The following is a 17782-nucleotide window of genomic DNA, read 5'->3' as shown; positions in this document are numbered from 1 at the left end:
ACCGCCCTACCGCTTTGCCATGCTTAAGCCGATACTGGATCGGCGATTTTTCGTGTAATCATACCATAGCTAAAGCCGGTCGGCACAAAGAGAGAATGGATCCCCGCTCCGCCGGCGACCACAATATGGACGTCCGATGGGCGGTCGGCGACGCCGATATGCTCATGATCCCCAACGGTTTCGAACCACTGCGATCGGCGGTGGTGCAATCCCTTCACCGTGCGCGCCGCAAGGCGCGACAGCGGAATGCGGGCCCGCTCGAAAATGATGTTGCGGATCTTATCCTTGGAATAGCCGTCGCGGGCAAGCGTTGCTGCGTGCTCCGGGCTGATGATCAGCATCGGACCACTCGGGAAAAGAATGTTATTGTGCCCGAGCGCCGTCATAGCACCGACGAAATGCTCCATGATCTCAGCACCGTTCTCGCAGCCATAGGTGAAGACGTTCTGCGGTGCCGAGGCCCCGATGAGGCTGACCGTACTATCGCCGGGCTTGAATCCCCTCTCGACATGAAGAGGGTCCCAAGGGCTGTCAGCTTCGGCCTCAGCGATGCAGGCCGTGAACTTGCCGGCCTGGCCATGGGTCGACATATCGGTAAGTCCTGGATAGTCCCCGCCCACATTGCGCAGGACAAGCTGCAGCGCACGTCCGATCGTGGCGTTGGCACGGTTGCCCTGCCCCATCACGTTCGCGCCCGCATTCATCCCGATTGCGCTCACGGCGGGACCGTTGACGATAATAAGCGGCGTCGTCGTATTGGTCGCGGTCTGAATGCTGTACAGTTGAAAGGCGTCTTCCAGCGCGGTTTCGAGCGCAGCCAAAACGACCGGGAAATACGTAGGCTTACAACCAGCCATGACAGCATTGATCGCAATCTTTTCAATCGTACCCATTTTCATGCCCGGAGGAATCGGGCCGATGGCGGCCGCCGGATCGCGATCTACAGTGGCCAGCATAGCCTCGATCTTGTCTTTAGTCGGAATGACAACCGGCAGGCCGTCCGTCCACCCCTGGGCGAAGAACATTTCCTGATCGTCAGCGAAAAGGCCGGCCTGGCCAGACTCGGCACCTTCTTCCTGGATCGGTGCGGTGCCCTCGCCTGTCAGTTCCCGAATGAGTACGGGTACTGCCCCAGCGGCGCGATTGACGACATCAGAACGCGAGGCTGTGTGCATTGGGTGTGGTATTGTTACCGTTCGCAAACTAGGCATACCCCGGCCCGCAGCCTGAGACTTCGCGGCCTGAATAAATGCCGAACTAAATACGGTTATGGTCGGAACACCGTGGGCTTCGATCGCCACTGCGTCCGCCACGGTAATTGATGTCGAGGTACCGCAATCGCCAAAGCACTGGATGACCGCATCGCATTGCGTGAGCGCTGCGATGTCTGTCGGCTTCAGCCTGTCTTTGGGGGCAAGTTTGCGGATGCTCGGCCCTTCAACTATGGCATGCTCCGCCACGAGCTTTTCACGCAACTGCGCCAGGAATAGATCGGCGTTCAGCTTGCTGTTATCCACGAAACCGATTGTCTTGCCGGCCAGCGCAACAAGGCCGGAGGCCATGGTGCGGGTCTCAACCAGTTCGCTGACTACCGGACTAATGGGAGTGTGCGCGTTCATTAAACTCTCCTATTGGATTTTATTGGATCCAAAAATATCCTATTTTTTTCGCTTTGACAAGTCTGGGGTGGCCTGATCTTTCGACCGGTAGTTATCTATCTATTGAGGGCCTCGTCAGAAGCGACAGCATCGCTTGCTGATGTCTCCGACCGCTGTGAAATAGCGGACTGGTTGCCGGTATGGCGCACGCCACTCTTGGACCAACATGCCTAGATGCCCCGAACTTGATATGGACATTTAAACCTGGACTTGGGCTTGGAAGACCGATTGTGCATCGCTGGGTCTAGTCGCTGCTGCAGTGGTCGTCGCATTGAGCTCATAGGGCATCAACACTGGAAGCTTCCTGGCACTGAAATTGTCATTTCTTCCAGGTTGGCGGCACCCATCTCTCTGTGTACCGATTTCCGTGCCGTCCCTGCCTGATAAACCTCCCAAAACTCACATTGCCGCCACGAACGCGCCGCCACATGAGGTGATCGTATCGTTTTATGGGTTTGGGAACCGGCCCCGCTTCCCTCACCGGCGCTTAACGAGAAAATCATGCTCAACTTTCAGATGGAGAGATCATCCACGAGACCGGTACCAGAAGAGCTGTCCGAAGACACTGGCGAAAGAATACGCACCGCTTCGGGCGGAACCCGCAGCCACGGGTGTTCGTTCGGAATATTTTGCTCGCTGCCCACCTGGGCTTTGAAGACTTGCCCGCCTACATCCAACAACAGTTCACGCATATTACCCAAGAAGAGGTCTGAGATAACAGCCGCCGACCACACATTCGTGGCTCCGTCATTAGCAGTTAGTAATTGGATATCCTCCGGGCGGATAGCAGCTGTTGCCGGTGCCCCGACAAAGCTTTTGGATTCCATATTTCTGGAGATTTGTCCGCGAACCGAAAAACCCTTGTCACTTCTCAGATCCACCAGCCCAGTGACACTATCATGGGACGTGATCGTGCCTTCGATAAAGTTTGCTTGTCCGACGAAATCGATAACGAAACGATTGCACGGGTTCTTGTAAATATCGCGCCCAGTGCCATCTTGAATTATCTGCCCACGATCCATGACGATAATACGATCCGACAAGGCAAGAGCCTCGACTTGATCGTGGGTAACATAGACGGTTGTCAATCCAAGACGCTTTTGAAGCTGCTTCAGCTCAAAGCGCATACGTTCACGCAGTTTGGCATCCAGATTGCTAAGCGGCTCGTCGAGAAGAAGGACCCGCGGTTCACCGACCAAGCTGCGAGCAAGCGCTACCCGCTGCTGCTGGCCTCCGCTGAGATTGGTCGCCGGACGATCATCAAGGCCTTCCAGGCCCACTATGGCCAACGCCTCACGAACGCGCGTCCGAATTTCGGACTTTGGTAGCCGCCGGGCTACAAGCTCATATGCTACATTCTGATAAACCGTCATATGCGGCCAGATTGCATAAGATTGGAAAACCATGCCCAGACCGCGTCTCTCCGGCGGCACGAAACGTCCGGCTTTTGCACAGAACATCTCGTGGCCATCGATCAGAATTCGTCCGGTGTCAGCGCGCTCGAGACCGGCGAGAGTTCGCAGGGTCGTTGTCTTTCCGCATCCCGACGGGCCGAGTAGCGTGACGAACTCGCCCTTTCTGACGCTAAGACTGATTTCATGCAATGCAGTGACGTCCCCATACCGCTTTGAAATACCTTGGATGCTGATTGCCTCCATCATCGCCTCACTTTAGCTGCATGAAACTGTCTACACGAGCGATCTTCTTTGCTGCATAGATCGCAGCGAAGACGAGAATGGTCTGTACGACCGAGAAGGCCGCAAGTGCGGGATAAGCGCCGGTTTCATAAAGTTCATAAATTATCACCGGCATTACTATACTGTCGTTCGAATAAAGCAGGATTGAAAGGCTGAGAGAACGGATGAACTCCACGAACAGGAGAATCCAACCAACCGTGAGCGCCGGTTTAAGCAAGGGAACAACGATCTTGCGCATAGTTCCCAACCATGTTTCCCCGTGCATACGCGAACTCTCTTCCAGCTCGCGGCTAATTTGCGTAAATCCGGAATCAGTCGCCCGTACACCGAAGGGAATATAGTGGGCAATATAAGCGATGAGCAACATCCAAATTGTACCATAGATTGGTATTGGCAAGTAGATATATGCCCACAGAAGCGCAACGCCGAAGACGACGGCAGGTACGCCTGCCGGATAAGTCGAAAGATAGGAGAGGAAATTTTTCCCAGGAACCTTCGTCCTCATGACCACATAGCTTACTATCAGCGATAGAAAAATCGTAAGTGTGGCGCCGCCAACTCCCAGAATGAAACTATTCAGTATCGCACGAAGTGTCACCGGATTGCGAAAGAGAACCTCTACGTACTTATCAAAGGTCCATAGATTTGGGTCAAATTTGAAATTTAAGTATGGTTGGAACGACGTGAAGAAGAGGGCCCCATAGGGAAGTATAATGCTCATAAACACGTATAACAGGCAGATGGTCAGTGTTAAATAACGCCATACCCCGAGCTTGTTCGGCGACGGCCGGAATCCCTTGCCTGTCACCGTCGCATAGCTCTTTCGCGCCAGAATCCGATGCTGAAGAAATACAACAATGGTTGAGAAACACAGCAACACGACCGCAAACGCTGCGGATTCCGTGTATTTCGGTGGAAAGTAGCCTAAATTATACCAGATCCTTGTTGTAATAACGTCATAGTGCATCGGCACCCCGATAATTGCAGGGATGCCGAACTGGCCGGCCGCGTTCAAGAAGACGAGTAATGCAGAGGATGTGATGGCGGGCATGACGACCGGCAGCGTCACGCGAAGGGTTGTACCCAATGGCCCGACCGCATGCATTCGGGACGCCTCCTCCAGAGAGGGGTCCATCGAACGCAGGGCACCCGCAACGAAAAGAAAAACGATTGGCGAATAATAAAGCGCCATTACAAAGACGAGTCCAGTGACGGTGTATATATTGAGTGGTGCTTCCGAAAAGCCCATCGCTTGCATAAAAAAAGTGTTGAGGAGCCCAATTCGTGGATTGGCCAAGAATGTCCAAGCAACCGCACCGACGAATGGCGATAGATAATAAGGAATAACGAAAGCATTATCAAACGAGTGACGAAACGGGGTATCGGTGCGACTTGTGATCCAAGCAAGACCGACGCCAATGATTACGGAAAACAGCGTCGCAATTAGCGAGCTCACAATAGTATTTATTATGGCCGTTCTATTAGCTGACTCGAAAAGCACACTGGCGAAATTTGATAATGTGAACACCCCGGACTGAACAGAAAGCTCGCTGCGAACGCTTCCGATTAACAATACCAGCAAGGGGTAGAGGACAAACCATATCAGAATCAACATCACGGCAATGGTCACGACCATTTCCAAGGTGACAGCCTGTTTTACGCGATCAGAGACACTCATCGGGACTGTAGTTATTTCGAGGGTTGTCATCCAGCATGTCCTTGGCTAATGATATTTACTTTTATTTAACGGCATGCTTGTTCCAGATACCGATCACATAGCTTGACGTACATATGTCATGACGATATTCCATTATTGTCATGGCAGCTCTATGTAGCTCCGGCCTGTTTGAGCCGACGCCATCACCGATCACGATCGGTAGGTAATCGTAGTTCGCGGCATCCTGCACCGTCGCATGTACACAACCCTCGGTAACGGCGCCGCATATTACGACCGTGGTCCGCCAGGTGCACCTTAGAAGCAGGTCGAGTGGGGTGAGCCTAAATGCACTCGAGCGGACCTTGTCTATAACCGTGTCGTTCGGATCAGGCTTGAGCGCCGGGATAATATCGTACCCCCGTGTTCCGATAAGCGGATATACATTCCCCAAACCGGGCTTCGCGCGCTTCTTATAGCGGGCTCGCGCTGCACTCGATATACGGCCGTCAGCATATGCGGTCTGCCTGAAGTAGATCACTGGAACTTGTGCGGAGCGAGCGGACGCTATCAAATGAGCAATAGTCGGTACAATTTGCTCGATGACTGATACGTCCTGCCCCCTCCGTGCAAGATGACCGTCTGCGGCGACATAATCGACCTGCATATCTATGACCAACAGAGCAGCCCGATCAGGCATAAGCCAATCGGCAAGATCATCTACAGATTTGGTCATGATCTCTCTTTAATCCGAAGATGTCGGCAGTTGCTCCTTGGCGTTACCGGATGCCCCACAGCTCTTTCCACTTCCGGACGTATTCATCACGGACCTTAAGGGCTTCGTCCGCCGACTTGTTCGTTCTGATTGGTTTTATGTCGGCGGCAGAAAGAGCCTCTTCGAAGTCCGGCGCAGGTGCGTCCGCCCTAGCCGAGCCCCAGCCCGTGACATTCACGAGATTCGTCTGACCTTCTTTCGAAAGAGCAAAATCCAGAAACAGCTTGGCTGCATTTGGATGCGCCGCGCGTTTTAGAATGCCCATGGTCCAAGGTTCGCTCGGAACGCCCTCAACTGGCCAAACACCCTGGACAGGCGCCCCTGCTGCGCTATCTCGTACGTTTTTGAGGTGAAAGTCCGACATCTCTATCGCGCCGGCATATTCGCCCGCTGCGACCTTTTGAGCGATGCCTGCATGTCCGCGCTCGAGAGCCGGCTTGTTCTTTCCAAGTTCTTCGATGAATTTCCAACCGAACCGTTCATCATCAACCATCGCGACGAGCCAGTTATAGCCTGTTCCGGAAACCTCGAGATTGTCGATCGCAAGTTTGTTGCGCCAGTACGGCTTGGTTAGATCCCACCAACTCTTCGGGTGATCGGCCGGTTCGACCAATTGCGAATTGAACATAATAATGATGTTGGCAACGCCAGTTGCCGCCCAGTAACCCGGCTCGACGTACGGGTCCTGATACGCAGCGTATTCAGGAGAATCATACTGAAGAATCTCGCCACGTTTCATCAGCGATTCCGTCAGATACAATGTCGAAAACTCAAAAACATCGGCGCCAACCCGGTTAGCCTCAATCTCTGCATCAATACGTGTTGCTAGCTTCGACGACGAAGCCCGTACCATTTCGGTTGAAATGAACGGATATTTCAGCTGAAAGGCATCAACAAGACTTTGCGCCGCACGTCGATCGGCGCCTGTATACAGTACAAGTTTCCCTTCTTTCTTTGCCTCTTCAATAATTCCAGGGTCGCTCGCGAGGGCCTGCGGCGCCAAAAAGCCGATAAAAGCGGTACACAGCACTGGCAATAGTCCAGATAAGTTACGCATTCTCTTTCCTCCCCAGTCTTATAATTGGCCAGATGTTTTTGTAATTGTGATATTTTGGCTCCCCACCAGGAAGCGCTGCTCCAGTTGCAAACGGCAGTCGCTACCCTTGGACATCGGGCAGCGCGGGACAGGATGCCGCGCTCCAATCAAGTCAGCTGAGCGAAGCCCAAGCCGTCGTACCGAACGATATAGAGAAAAGTGCACCCCCAGATTATTATTGGGTTACATTGGATCCAACGTTATCCGAATTTTCGTGATATGCAAGCGCCATTTTCTCTATCGTTAGGACGATGACGCACGCTGATGATCGCGCCCCTTTTTGGCCAATGACGGCGCGGCCGGTCGCATCGCGGCACGCGGCTTCCCCAGGCTGATGCGTCAGCACTCATGCCGGATCCGTTCGCTCAGGACATATGCCTTGCGAACCAGTCCAGCATCGGATCCGGGCGGCGCCGGAATTCGAGCTAGCCATCCCACCGCGCGGTCGTGCCGCGGATCCATTGGAACTTCTTGTCCGCGATTCCTCGCTCATCATCCCAAGGTCGAGCTTGATCTCGTTTCCAGGGGCGGCTCGTGGACATCGTCGAGCAGGGGTTCGATGCCGGCGTCCGGCTTTGTGCGAACGCTCGTTGTGCCAACTACGGATCGTGTTTGCTAGAGCATGACATTATTTCACGGAAACGATGGCATGCTTAAAGTTTTTGATTTCAAGCGAGTTCTGATCGATCAGAACTCGCTCTAGCTGCCTCCGTGGCTTTCGCGGCAGCTGGTGTCATGGACATCAATCCTTGGCAGCAAGAAGCCTGACTTCACAAACCACCTGCGTGGGAAACACTCATCCACCATCACCTTTGAACAATTCTATGAGTTTAGATTGTATATTTCTCCAGCGCATTTCGGTTTCGCTTCTCTCAAATTGGTAACGACGCACCTGCCGTCAATGCCGCATCCGCTGTCCTCCCGTCCACCGCCTCCATATCGATGCATCGCGTGATGGCCAGCCCTGCCGGAGGGCGATGGGCAACAATGATCAGGCTTGCGTCCGGCAGCGCCTGCCGCAGCTGAATGAGCGTGCGCTCTTCTATGTGCGGATCGAGGGCGCTGGTCGGCTCGTCCAGAAACACCCAGTCCGGTTTGCCAGCAATCGCGCGCAGGAGCATGAGGCGTTGCAGCTCGCCGCCGGACAGGCCCCTGTGGGCTGTCGTCGCCGGCTCGGCGGCATGGACTTCCGCAATACGGCCGGCAAGGCCAGCGTTCGCCAGCCAGGTTTCCATATCGCCGGGGGAAAGGCTGCCGGCGGGCAGCGGATAGGTGACGGCGGCGGCGAGGTTGTCAAGCGGCAGATAAGGATGCTGTGGCAGGAAAAGGCGCCTGCCGCGCGGGCGCTCGATCAGGCCTTCCCCGTACGGCCATAGACCTGCAATCGCCTTCAGCAGCGTACTTTTCCCAAGGCCGCTGCTGCCCTTGATCCAGATGACCTCATTCCGCGCCACGGAAAAGTCCGGCACCTTGAGCAGCACCCCCCCCTCCGGATTGCGCAGCGTGACACCCCTCACCCGCAGGACGTCGGCGTCCGTATCGACGACCGTCAGGCCGCCCTTCAGGCCGGCGGCTTCTTCAGTCGCGGTCATGAACTGGTCGAGGCGGGATGCGGTCGCGGCGAGTTCCGCGAGGTCCCGGTACTTGAAGATGAACCACGACAATGTCGTGACCACGTTGGAAAAGGCGCTCGCCACCTGCATGAGACCGCCGAGCGTCAGCTTGCCGGCGATGAAGGCCGGCAGCGCCAGGAAGGTCGGGATGCGCAGGACGGTTTGCATGAAAGGCCGCGTGAAGCAGCCGAGGATCAGATCCCTGCGGATCAGTTCGTACCAGTTCGCCATGATGGCGTGGAAACGCTGGCCGAGAATGCGACGCTCGGCCTCCTCTCCGTCTTGCAGGGCGATGGCCTCGTTCGCCTCGCGCATATGGACGAGCGCGAAGCGGAAATCGGCCTCGCGCTTCTGCTGCGTGTAATGCAGGCGCTTCAGCGGCGCGCCGAGCCAATGGGTGGCGAGGCTCGACAGCAGCACGTAGACGGGCGCAGCCCAGACCATGTAGCGAGGGATTTCGACCGTGAACCCGAAAATCGTGAACGACAGGGCAAAGGTCGACAGACTCCACAGCACGACGAAATAGGACACGACCGCCACGACGGAATTGATGAGCTCGGTGCCCCGGTCCGTCACGAGCTCGACGAACAGCCGGCAATCCTCCGCAATCCGCTGGTCGGGATTGTCGACCGTCGGGTGTGCGCCGTTCCCGGCCCGCAGATGCCAATAGGCCTTGTTGCCGAGCCAGCGGTCGAGCGCCGCCTCGGTCAGGGAGCGCCGCCAGCGGATCTGTGCCAGGCTCAGAATGTATCTGCCGGACAGGTAAAGGGCGGCGGTGGTAGTGGTTATCACCCCGAAAATCCCGATCTGGCGCACGATTTCCGGCCCGTCGACCTTCTGCAGCGCATTGTAGAAATCGGCGTTCCAGTTGATCTGCCAGATCGACACCGTGATGCCGATGAAGCCGAGCGCGATGACGACGACGAAATAGAGAGCGGCCAGCCGCCCGCCCTCTCCGACGATACAGAGGCGCAGCAGGCGGGCGATCCGGCGCAGGACGAGCGGCACGAGCATGAAAGTCAACCGGGGTTGGTTCGGACCTCGGGCGCCGGGCGAGGCCTTTCGCCGCGTTCGGCAGGCGGTTCCGGCGTATCGATGCGGAACACGGCCTCCGCGATGCGTCGGTCCTGCTCGATCGTGAGCGTGTCGCGGTCGTTGGTCAGCAGCACCGCCACGTCGTCGATGCCGAGATCGCGCAGCTGGTAGGGCGTGCCGTAGCCGTATTCGAGGTGGCCGCGGCCGATGATCCCGACCACGAGCGGCGGCGCGTCACCGGCCGCCTGCGCAGCCGCGATCGCACGCGCGATGTTGCAGGCAAAGGCACGGTCCCAGGTCTGCTGGGCGCGCACGAAACGGTCATAGGCCGGGTCGCCGGGCGAGGACGCCTTGCGCGTTGGCGGTCCCCGCGTGATGGAGAATAGATATTCCCGATAGGCGTCGAGGGCGGGCGCGGCAGGCGTCAGCCCGTCCCGGTCCGCCTCTGCGATCGCCTCCCAGCCTTGCTGGCCGACCTCCGTCACCAGCCCGCGGCGGCAGTTGAGCGCCAGCATGGGAACGCGCTGCTGCCGGCAGAAGTGGAACAGCGGCAGGTAGAGCGCCGGGTCGAATCCCCAGACCTGACGCCATTGGCTCTCCTCGATGAACGTCGCTGTATCGTAGCCGCCCGCCACCCAGCGGTCGAGGACCGGCTGCAGGCGCCGTGGAAACATCTCGAAGCCCACCGCGAGATTGGGCCGCAGGCCGTGCAGATACGTGGTGACATGCAGTTGCCAGCGGTGGATTTCGGCAATGTCGTGTCTTTCTCCCAGCAGCACCGCCTGCTGGCCGGCCAGCGCGCGCATGAGCACCTGCTGATCCATGACCTCGCCCGTCACCGGATCGAGCCAGGCCCCCCTTTCGTGGGCGATTTCCATGGTGCTCGCGTCCATTCCGGCGGTCACGGCCCCTCCTCCCCGAAAGCCGCGGCCGGGCCGCTCACGGTCAGCCCGCTACGTTCGCCCGACGGCCCCGCGGCATGGAAGACGACGGTTCCGCCGTCTGTTTCCCGCTCCCAGCGCGCCACCGCCCCGCCCCGCAGGTGCAGATGGAAATCGGGAGTCATGACATTGATGAAGCCGCCGCCCGGCTTCACGTCCGCGACGACGCCGGTCCATGACTGCTCGAAACCCGGGCGCGCTACCCGGATCGTCACGGGCGCGCGCCCCGCTTGGATCTTGCCGAGGAGTTGCGCGCCAGCGTCGTCATCTGCGACGGTCGACTGCTCGCGCGGGGGTTTTTCCTTTTCCGCCTCCGGCTGGCCGCGGCCGAGCGACGCGAGCGCAGCATCGAAGGGATCGAGGCCGTCGAGGGCGATGACGGAAAAGATCACCTCCTCCCGCGCATCTTGGAACTCGACGCGCGGCAGCACGTTCCCGCCCAGGACGACGGAACGGTCGGCGACCGCGCTGGCGAGACGACCGGTGTCGATGACGGCGCTGTGGATGTCACCGCCAAGACGCACCTGTTCGCCCTCGCTTGCGATGCTGCCCACCGGCCCGATGCGCTCGTGCGTCGCGCCGCCCAGCCGGGTCATGACCATGACCTTGCCGAACGCCGGAACGCACTCGAGGATGGCGGTGAAATCCGCCGACAGGATTTCGCGCGGCGCCGGTTTGCCGGCCTTGTTTTCTGTACTCATGGAATATGGCTTCCATAAAGCGAAACGGGTGGATCGCCCGCGCCCCTCGACGCTGGCCGGTGCGGGCAATGGCTCAGAACTTGACCTGTGCGCTGACCTTGAAGGTGCGGCCAGGGGCAGTCTGCAGTTCCAACGGATTGCTGACGGCCTGCGAGGCCGGTGAGGGCTGATTGCCGAAGGAGTAGCCAAGCGGCCAGTCGAAGTAGCGCTTGTCGAAGATGTTCTGCACGCCGGCTCGGATGGAAACGGATTCGATGCCGTTCCAACCCCAGTCCTTGATCTTGGGCGACCAGTTGAGGAAGGCGTCGAACACCGCGTAGCCGCCGGGGCGGAACGTGTCGGGATCGGCGGTGCGCTTGACGCTCTGTGCGAAAATGCCGGTGAATTCCGCCTCAAGCCCCCATTCCACCTTCGTCCATTTCACGCCGAGAGTGCCTGTAAGCGGAATGGCGTCGTTATAGGGGTCGTGCGGTCGCCCGGCTCCGCCTTCTGCTCGCCGCGCTGCCACGACAGCGATCCGTTGAGCGCCCATTGTTGCGTGAGCTGCACCTCGGCCGACGCCTCGATGCCCCAGATGTCGACGCTGGAGAGATTGCGCGACGTGTAGTCGTTTTCCGAGCCGGGCACCTCCACCAGGCTCTGGATGAAGTTGGTATAGTCCGCGTAGAAGGCGCCGATCGAGAACCACGCGCTGTCGAAATAGCGGTTCCCGTCGAACTGCCCGCGCAGACCGCCCTCGTAGGAGCGAACCTTCTCCGGCTGCAGATTGGGGTTGGGCACGAGGTTGAAGGTGGCTCCCGGCGACGACATGTAGAGCTGCTGCGCCGTTGGCATCTTGAAGCCTTCGGCGTAGCGCGCGTAGACGGAATAGGTGTCGTCCAGCTTGAACAGGGCGCCGACCTGCGGAACGAAGCGGGTCGAGTCGAGCTTGCGCGGCTCGGCGCCGGGCGTGACCTTGTAATCGGCGTTGGTACGCGGATCGATGGTGTAATTGGCCCAGCGGACGCCCGGTGTAACGGTGAGCCGGTCGCCGAACAGCCGGATCTCGTCCTGCACGTAGAGATCGGCGCGGGTTGTGGTGGCATTGGCGAAATTGAAACCGCCACCGCGGGCGATGGTCGTCCCGCCCGTCGTCAGATTGCGCGTGATCGTAAGATTTTCATAATCGGTCTTCGTGTGATCGCCCTGGAAACCATAGGTCAGGACGTGCGACGCCCCCAGGAAGCCGAAGCTCGACGTGCCCTGGATATCGAACTGCGCAAACTTCTCCTCGTAGTTGGTTTCGCTATAGGTCGTCTGCTGCTGGCCGTTGGCGAGTACCTGCAAGCGGTTCGAGGTGAGGTCGCGCTTTTGCGGCGAATAGGACAGCTGCCATTTCAGCTGATCGAGAAATTTCGCCTTCACCTCCCATTCGTGGTCGAGCGAAACCCTGTAGCGGGTCTGTTCCTGCTCGCGGATGTAGGGGCCGTTGAACGCGCCCGTGGTCTGGCGGCCGAAATCGTAGCGCTGGTCCACAGTGCTTTCGGATCTGAAGCCCTCGCCGGTCAGCCGGAACTGGTGGTCGGCCGAAGGACGCCAGACGAGCTTGCCCAGCCCGTTCCAGACGTCGGCATCGAGCGGGTTCAACTCGTCGCAGCGGATGGCGTCCGGCACGCGCGGACAGCCCCAGCGGCCGCCGTCCGCGCGCGCCTTGCGGAGCTCCGCCTCGTTATAGCTGCGGTGCGTGAACGCCAGCAGGCCCTGCCATTCGGGCGAGAACTGGAAGGCGGCGATGCCCGTCTTGGTGAAGGCGTTGTTGAGGCTGTCGTACCCACTCTCGACCTGCAACGCGTAGGGCTTCTTCGGATCGGTCAGCAGATCGTCGGGATCCAGCGTGCGGTAGGCCACGATGCCGCCGATGGCATCCGCGCCCCACAGCACTGAACCGGGGCCGCGCACGATTTCAACCGCCTTCAGCAGGGAGAGGTCGACGAAATTGCGGTTGCCGTCGGTGATGCGCTCCGCCACGCGCGTACCATCCACCTGCATCTGTATCCGGTTGCCGGAAACGCCGCGGATGGTGAACGCGCCGACATTCCCGAACGGATCGGTCCCGGAGGTCTGGCGGCCGACCGTGATGCCCGGCTGATAGCGCACGAGGTCCTGATTATCCTGAACGATGTTGTTCTGGAGCTGGCTGCGGGAGATCACGCTGACATTGCCAGGTACGTCGAGAACCTGCGCGGTGCGGCGCGTGGCGACGACGGATATTTCATCCAGCTCAACGGCCTCCGCTGTCTCGCTTGCAGCCGCCCGTGCGAGCGAAGCTTCGCGGTTTCGAGAAGCAGGTTCCGTTACATCCTGCGCCTGCGCAGGCTGGAATGCCGCTACCAGGAGCGTGACTACACTGACCCGTGTGAACCACAAATGCAATCTGGGCATATCGCTTTCTCCATCAACTGCAGAAAGCAAGTACTCCAAAAGTGTAATCTCCTCAAATTACGGCTCAATCATTATTGTGTTCCTACAATTTAATCACTTGAAACAGGATATTATTTTAGAATTTATAAATTCAATAAATTGTCCTATTTTTTGTTTTATTCACTTCTTGAATATAGAAATTATCCTGTTTCTATAAATGGATAGCATCTGATACCCCTGCATGCGCACCAAGACTGTGGTGATCCCGCAACACCCGTGAGATATTTGACTTTTTAGATGATGGCGGAGCCCGGAGGACAAGTGCACCCGGCAGGGGTCGAGGAAATCATCGTGCAGGATTGACGCCCGATCACGAGGTGGGGTTACCATTCGGAAACGGCTCGACCGTGGGCGCGCTCATCATCGGCAGGAAGGCGTGCAGCCACAAGCCAAAGGCACCCGCCCACAGCGTTGCGCCGAGCACGTAATGGGGCCCCATGAGGAAGGCCGCGATGCCGAGTTCGGGCGCGACGCGGACGAGGGCTGCCGCCGACATCGCCGCCACCGCCGCATGGGCCTGCCACGGCAGCACCAGTTCGCGTCCCGTGTGGCGCAGCCCGGCGATGATGAACACGGCCATCACCGCCATACCGAGTGTGCCGAGGGTCAGCAGATGCACGCCCGTGGACGGCATCATCGCCACGCCCGCGATATCGAGGCCGAGCCCGCCAAGGCCGATGACGAAAAAACCGATGCCCGCGAACAGATTGGCAAGTGCCAGCACCAGTACCTCGGTCCTGAACAGGGCGCGGCCGATGAACCATTCGGTCAGCCGATCCATGAAGGCCGCCCCGACCGCAAGAGCCAGGAACGCCGGCGCGGAGGAGGCAGGAAAGACGAGCGCTGCCGCTCCGTAAAGCGTCACCATGCCGGCGGCGAGGTTCTGGCGGCCCGGATGCGGGCGGTAGGGCGTGGTTTCCCCGCTCGGGTCGAGCGCCAGATTGATCACCACGACCCCGATGCGCGCCACCGACAGCGTGAAGAAGGCCATGAATATACATACTGCCGCCATCAGCAAGCGGTGTGACAGGGCGAAATCCCCGACGCACCATGCGACGCGGATGCCGATCTCGGTCAGCGCGAAAAGCGCGGTCCACACGACGAACGAACCGTGCCGCGCGCTGCGGCGCAGCCACAAGGGCCACAGCACGTACCATCCGAGCACGAGAAGGAATGCGGTATCGGCCACGCCCGCCAGCGGCGAGAACGCATCCGCGCCCACGAGCCCGACGAGCCTGCCCGGCAGCCACAGCGCCAGCAGCAGAAGAAGCGCATGTCCCCGGCGCGGCGGCGTATCGGTCCATTCCGGCATTGCGGAGGTCATGAATCCCGCCAGCGCCATGGCATAGGTGCCGTAGATCATCTCGTGCGCATGCCACTGGCTCGAGGGAATCGCGGCCGCAAACGGCAGATCGAGTCCGTAGAGAGCGACCCACACGAGCGGCCAAAGGGCCCCGTGGAACGCCGCTGCCGGAAAGAACAGCCGCAACCCTTCGGTGAGCACCGGCGGCAGGTCGGCGGAAGCCGTGCGGTGGCAGCTCATGCGCGCACCCGCCGGTCGGCGTCGAACAGCTCGGAGAAAACGGGATCGTTCGACCAGCTTTCGACAAGGTCGAAGATCGCACGGTTACTGCGCGCGCCGGGCTCTCCCGCAATGGTGCGCCGGTCCGCGACGCGGCCGTCGCGGCCCGACAACACGACCAGCCGATGCGCCACCCGCACCGCCTCGGCGAGGTCGTGGGTGACGAACAGCGCCGAGAAGTGCGCTCGCCGCGCCGCCGCGATCACCAGATCCTGCAACGCCCGCTTGAGTCCGACATCGACCGCCGTGAACGGCTCGTCGAAGAACACCACGTCCGGCTCCACGGCGAGCGCCCGCGCCACGGCGGCGCGCTGGCGCATGCCGCCGGACAGCTCGACCGGGTATTTGTCGAGGTCATCCGGTTCGAGCCCGACGTCGAGCGCCCGCGCCTCGGCGACCGCGCGGCGCGCGTCCCTGTTCACCCCCGCGACCGTGAGCCCGTAAGCGATGTTGTCGCGCATCGTCAGCCACGGCAGCAGGCGCGGTTCCTGAAACACCACGGCGTGGCGGCGATAATGCCGGCGCACCCGTCCGCGCAACGGCTCGACGAGACCGGCGGCGATCTGCAGGATCGTGGTCTTGCCGCAGCCCGAAGGGCCGACGAGCGCCACCACCTCGCCCTCGCCCAGCACGAGGTCGAAATCCTCGAACACGGTCCGTCCGAGCCAGGCATGGCCGATCCTGTCGAGTGCGAGCTTCACCGCTTGACACCCCATGGCAGCCCGGCGCTGCGCCAGCGTTCCGTCATTTCCCGCACAGGGTTGAGCACGCCGTATTCGGTGATCAGCGCGAACGCCACCGCGAGCAGTATCCACGCCGTCACCAACGGGATGTCGAACAGCGCCCGCGCCGTCGCGAGCTGCCCGCCGATGCCGCCGGTATTCGACAGCAGCTCCGCCATGACCGTGACCTTCCAGGCGTTGCCGGCGGTTGTGGTCCAGGCCGGGAACAGATAGGACATGAGGTGTGGCAGGGTGACAGAGCGAAAGCGCATCGTGAGCGAGGCGCCGAGCGAGCGCGCCATGGCGTCGAGCGCCCGGTCACGGGTGGCGACGCCCTCCAGCGCACCGGCGAAGGAAATCGGGAACGACGCAAGCACCACCGTGAGAACGGCGGAACCGCCACTCGACCCGAACCAGATCAGCGCCAGGACGATCCACGCAATCGGCGGTACGCCGAGCATCACGGTGACGATGGGGCGCATGATACGCATGGTGGCGAAGGAATAGCCCGCAACCACCCCGGCCAGCGTGCCGAGGCCCGCTGCAAGCAGAAGACCGGTGAGCGCGCGCCATGCCGTTTCGGACGCCGCCTGTGCCAGTTCCGGCCCCTCGAACAGGCCGATGAGCACCGTCACCGTCTCCAGCGGCGCGGGCAGGATGAACGAACCGTAGATCTCGTGCCCTGCCTGCCACGCCGCCACGAGGCAGAACAGCCCCGCGAGACCGACCCAGCCGGCCCAGACATAACGGCCGAGCCAGACAGCAGCGGCCATGAGCGATCGCCAGCCTGCATGCAGCCGTGCGAGCACGACGCGGCGCGCCGGGCCGCTTGCGTCGGGGCCGCTTTCGTCAAAGGGCGAAGAAACCGTCATCGGGCTGCTTTCCGCCGATGATGCGCGGGTCCGCCTCGGCAAGAGCGTCGAACAGGATGGCGAGATCCGCCTTTGCCTCGCTGGCGCGGCGGACCACCAGATTGCTGAACGGAATGGCCCGCTCGATCACCGGCGCCGGCAATTCCAGCGCCGGCGAGGCAATGGCGGCGGCGCCGGCCGGGTCCTTCAGCACCCGGGCGAGCGCGTCCTCCAGCGCCTTCTGCAAAGCCGCGATGCCGCCAGCGCCGAGATCCGCACTCAGCCCATCGGTGATTGCAAGGCCGGCCTGCGGAATGACCGGCGTGCCGGTAACGGTCTTCCAAACATCCTGGGCGCTGACGGCGCGCTCCAGCGTCTTGCCGACCGCGCCCGCGCGCAGGATGGCGGCGCTGGCCAGCGGTTCGGTGAGAAGGGCGGCATCGGCGCGGTCGGTCAGCAACAACTGCACCGCCTCCGCCGGCGTGCCGGAGTAATCGATCCCGACATCGGAGGCGGCAAGGCCCGCGGACGCCAGCAGGCGGCGGAAGATGAAGTCCGGCATGTCGTTGCGGAACGGCACCGCAACCTTTCTGCCCTTGAGGCTCGCGACATCGCTCACCGCACCGGCAGGGGCGATGATGAACAGCAGCCCGTCGGTCAGCACGTTGAGAAGCCGCACGCCGAGACCGCGGTTGTAGAGGTTCGACGCGACATAGGTCGGCACGACGACCGCCCGGAACGTCCCGGAGCTGACGCCGGCCCGCATCTCGTCGGGCGTCTTCCAGATCTTGAACGAAACGTCGGGGGCGATCTCCTTCAGCGCGCCGCTGGCGACCGCCTGCGCCAGCACGATCGACGGAGCGGCAGGCGGCCCCCACAGCACCAGCGGTTCGGCGGCGCGAGCCGCGACAGGGCGCGCAGATATGCCTGCCGACAGGCCGGCGAGCGCAAGGCCGGTGACGAACAAACGGCGATTGACCATAGTCATCTCCTGTCC

Annotated in this window: 12 protein-coding genes and 1 pseudogene; all 13 read right to left on the bottom strand. The window is 60.4% G+C overall.

The window, feature by feature from the left end:
• Nucleotides 1-23: 23 nt before the first annotated feature.
• Nucleotides 24-1619, bottom strand: a complete 1596-nt coding sequence (locus ACUSIJ_RS23455; protein ID WP_449310841.1) for a UGSC family (seleno)protein — start codon at nucleotides 1617-1619, stop codon at nucleotides 24-26.
• 551 nt (nucleotides 1620-2170) lie between these two features.
• Complete coding sequence (locus ACUSIJ_RS23450; protein WP_449310840.1) at nucleotides 2171-3319, bottom strand: ABC transporter ATP-binding protein; 1149 nt, start codon at nucleotides 3317-3319, stop codon at nucleotides 2171-2173.
• A 4-nt stretch (nucleotides 3320-3323) separates the two neighbouring features.
• Nucleotides 3324-5063 (bottom strand): ABC transporter permease, encoded by a 1740-nt coding sequence (locus ACUSIJ_RS23445; RefSeq protein ID WP_449310839.1) that lies wholly within the window; start codon nucleotides 5061-5063, stop codon nucleotides 3324-3326.
• A gap of 31 nt (nucleotides 5064-5094) precedes the next feature.
• Entirely contained in the window at nucleotides 5095-5745 is a 651-nt protein-coding gene (locus ACUSIJ_RS23440; RefSeq protein WP_449310838.1) for a cysteine hydrolase family protein, read from the bottom strand.
• 43 nt (nucleotides 5746-5788) lie between these two features.
• Nucleotides 5789-6841, bottom strand: coding sequence for an ABC transporter substrate-binding protein (locus ACUSIJ_RS23435; protein WP_449310837.1), 1053 nt, complete (start codon nucleotides 6839-6841; stop codon nucleotides 5789-5791).
• A gap of 911 nt (nucleotides 6842-7752) precedes the next feature.
• Complete coding sequence (locus ACUSIJ_RS23430; protein ID WP_449310836.1) at nucleotides 7753-9507, bottom strand: ABC transporter ATP-binding protein/permease; 1755 nt, start codon at nucleotides 9505-9507, stop codon at nucleotides 7753-7755.
• Between the two features lie 5 nt (nucleotides 9508-9512).
• Nucleotides 9513-10433: a ChaN family lipoprotein gene (locus ACUSIJ_RS23425; protein WP_449310835.1), complete on the bottom strand. Its 921-nt coding sequence runs from the start codon at nucleotides 10431-10433 to the stop codon at nucleotides 9513-9515.
• Nucleotides 10430-11170, bottom strand: a complete 741-nt coding sequence (locus ACUSIJ_RS23420; RefSeq protein ID WP_449310834.1) for a hypothetical protein — start codon at nucleotides 11168-11170, stop codon at nucleotides 10430-10432. The genes ACUSIJ_RS23425 and ACUSIJ_RS23420 overlap by 4 nt, the downstream gene beginning before the upstream one ends.
• Before the next feature lie 73 nt (nucleotides 11171-11243).
• Nucleotides 11244-13591 (bottom strand): annotated as a pseudogene (locus ACUSIJ_RS23415) (TonB-dependent hemoglobin/transferrin/lactoferrin family receptor).
• A gap of 349 nt (nucleotides 13592-13940) precedes the next feature.
• Entirely contained in the window at nucleotides 13941-15173 is a 1233-nt protein-coding gene (locus ACUSIJ_RS23410) for an NnrS family protein (protein ID WP_449310833.1), read from the bottom strand.
• Complete coding sequence (locus tag ACUSIJ_RS23405; protein WP_449310832.1) at nucleotides 15170-15913, bottom strand: ATP-binding cassette domain-containing protein; 744 nt, start codon at nucleotides 15911-15913, stop codon at nucleotides 15170-15172. The genes ACUSIJ_RS23410 and ACUSIJ_RS23405 overlap by 4 nt, the downstream gene beginning before the upstream one ends.
• The gene (locus tag ACUSIJ_RS23400; RefSeq protein WP_449310831.1) at nucleotides 15910-16806 is read right to left on the bottom strand and encodes an ABC transporter permease; all 897 of its coding nucleotides are present in this window, start codon (nucleotides 16804-16806) and stop codon (nucleotides 15910-15912) included. Before ACUSIJ_RS23400 ends, ACUSIJ_RS23405 begins: the two co-directional genes overlap by 4 nt.
• Nucleotides 16784-17767: an ABC transporter substrate-binding protein gene (locus tag ACUSIJ_RS23395; protein ID WP_449310830.1), complete on the bottom strand. Its 984-nt coding sequence runs from the start codon at nucleotides 17765-17767 to the stop codon at nucleotides 16784-16786. The genes ACUSIJ_RS23400 and ACUSIJ_RS23395 overlap by 23 nt, the downstream gene beginning before the upstream one ends.
• Nucleotides 17768-17782 lie beyond the last annotated feature (15 nt).

Source organism: Pseudochelatococcus sp. B33 (genome assembly GCF_053570585.1).
The sequence above is the reverse complement of the archived record's forward strand: the minus strand, read 5'-3'. Positions and strand labels throughout refer to the sequence as shown.

Excerpts from the sequence above, each read along its gene's own strand:
- ACUSIJ_RS23455 (WP_449310841.1), bottom strand. The coding sequence starts at position 1,619 with ATGAACGCGCACACTCCCATTAGTCCGGTAGTCAGCGAACTGGTTGAG.
- ACUSIJ_RS23450 (WP_449310840.1), bottom strand. The coding sequence starts at position 3,319 with ATGATGGAGGCAATCAGCATCCAAGGTATTTCAAAGCGGTATGGGGAC.
- ACUSIJ_RS23445 (WP_449310839.1), bottom strand. The coding sequence starts at position 5,063 with ATGACAACCCTCGAAATAACTACAGTCCCGATGAGTGTCTCTGATCGC.
- ACUSIJ_RS23440 (WP_449310838.1), bottom strand. The coding sequence starts at position 5,745 with ATGACCAAATCTGTAGATGATCTTGCCGATTGGCTTATGCCTGATCGG.
- ACUSIJ_RS23435 (WP_449310837.1), bottom strand. The coding sequence starts at position 6,841 with ATGCGTAACTTATCTGGACTATTGCCAGTGCTGTGTACCGCTTTTATC.
- ACUSIJ_RS23430 (WP_449310836.1), bottom strand. The coding sequence starts at position 9,507 with ATGCTCGTGCCGCTCGTCCTGCGCCGGATCGCCCGCCTGCTGCGCCTC.
- ACUSIJ_RS23420 (WP_449310834.1), bottom strand. The coding sequence starts at position 11,170 with ATGAGTACAGAAAACAAGGCCGGCAAACCGGCGCCGCGCGAAATCCTG.
- ACUSIJ_RS23410 (WP_449310833.1), bottom strand. The coding sequence starts at position 15,173 with ATGAGCTGCCACCGCACGGCTTCCGCCGACCTGCCGCCGGTGCTCACC.
- ACUSIJ_RS23400 (WP_449310831.1), bottom strand. The coding sequence starts at position 16,806 with ATGACGGTTTCTTCGCCCTTTGACGAAAGCGGCCCCGACGCAAGCGGC.
- ACUSIJ_RS23395 (WP_449310830.1), bottom strand. The coding sequence starts at position 17,767 with ATGGTCAATCGCCGTTTGTTCGTCACCGGCCTTGCGCTCGCCGGCCTG.